1 protein-coding gene is annotated in these 816 nt (G+C 71.9%); it reads left to right on the top strand.

Features of this window, described 5'->3' with window-relative positions:
- Nucleotides 1-55 precede the first annotated feature (55 nt).
- The coding region (locus ACOADB_RS19235) for a 3'(2'),5'-bisphosphate nucleotidase CysQ (RefSeq protein WP_378602107.1) at nt 56-816 on the top strand (761 nt) is incomplete at its 3' end.

Here is an 816-nt window from a genome sequence, read left to right as displayed (position 1 = left end):
CAAACCCCAACTCGGCGGTGACAAACCCCAACTCGGCGATCGCTACGCTGCGCGGGTGACCTTCGATCCCGGCGTACCCCCCGCTGACGTTGTTGCCGATGACCACCGGTTCGCGGCCTGGCTGGCCGAGGCCGCGGGCCAGCGCTTGCTGGAAGTCCGCTCCGAGGGCCTCGAGGGCAAGGAGCTCAAGGACGCCGGCGACCGGGCGGCCCACGTGCTGCTGATGGACCTGCTCGCGACGTACCGCCCCGACGACGCCGTCCTGTCCGAGGAGGCGCTCGAGAACGCCGCCGACAAGGACGCCCGGCTGCAGGCCGACAAGGTGTGGATCGTCGACCCGCTCGACGGCACCCGCGAGTTCTCCGAACCGCCGCGCGACGACTGGGCCGTGCACGTCGCGCTCTGGCAGGGCGGCACCCTGATCGCCGGCGCGGTCGCGCAGCCGGTCCTCGGCGAGACGTTCAACACCGGTGCCCCGCCCGTCGTCCCCGTGCGTACGTCGACGCGGCCCCGGATCGCGGTCTCCCGTACCCGCCCGCCCGCCTTCGTGCAGGCGCTCGCTGCCGAGATCGACGCCGAGCTCGTGCCGATGGGCTCGGCCGGGGTGAAGATGATGTCGGTGGTCCGTGACGTCGCCGACGCCTACGTCCACGCCGGCGGCCAGTACGAATGGGACTCGGCCGCTCCGGTGGCCGTTGCCCGCGCCGCCGGCCTGTTCACCTCACGGGTGGACGGAAGCGAACTGGTCTACAACCAGGCCGACGTCTACCTGCCCGACGTGATCGTGTGCCGCCCGGAGCTGTCCGCGCAGATCCT

Origin of the sequence: Nocardioides sp. CPCC 206348, assembly GCF_048654705.1 — a bacterium.
GTDB lineage: Bacteria > Actinomycetota > Actinomycetes > Propionibacteriales > Nocardioidaceae > Nocardioides.
This window is presented reverse-complemented; position numbering and strand designations above follow the sequence as displayed.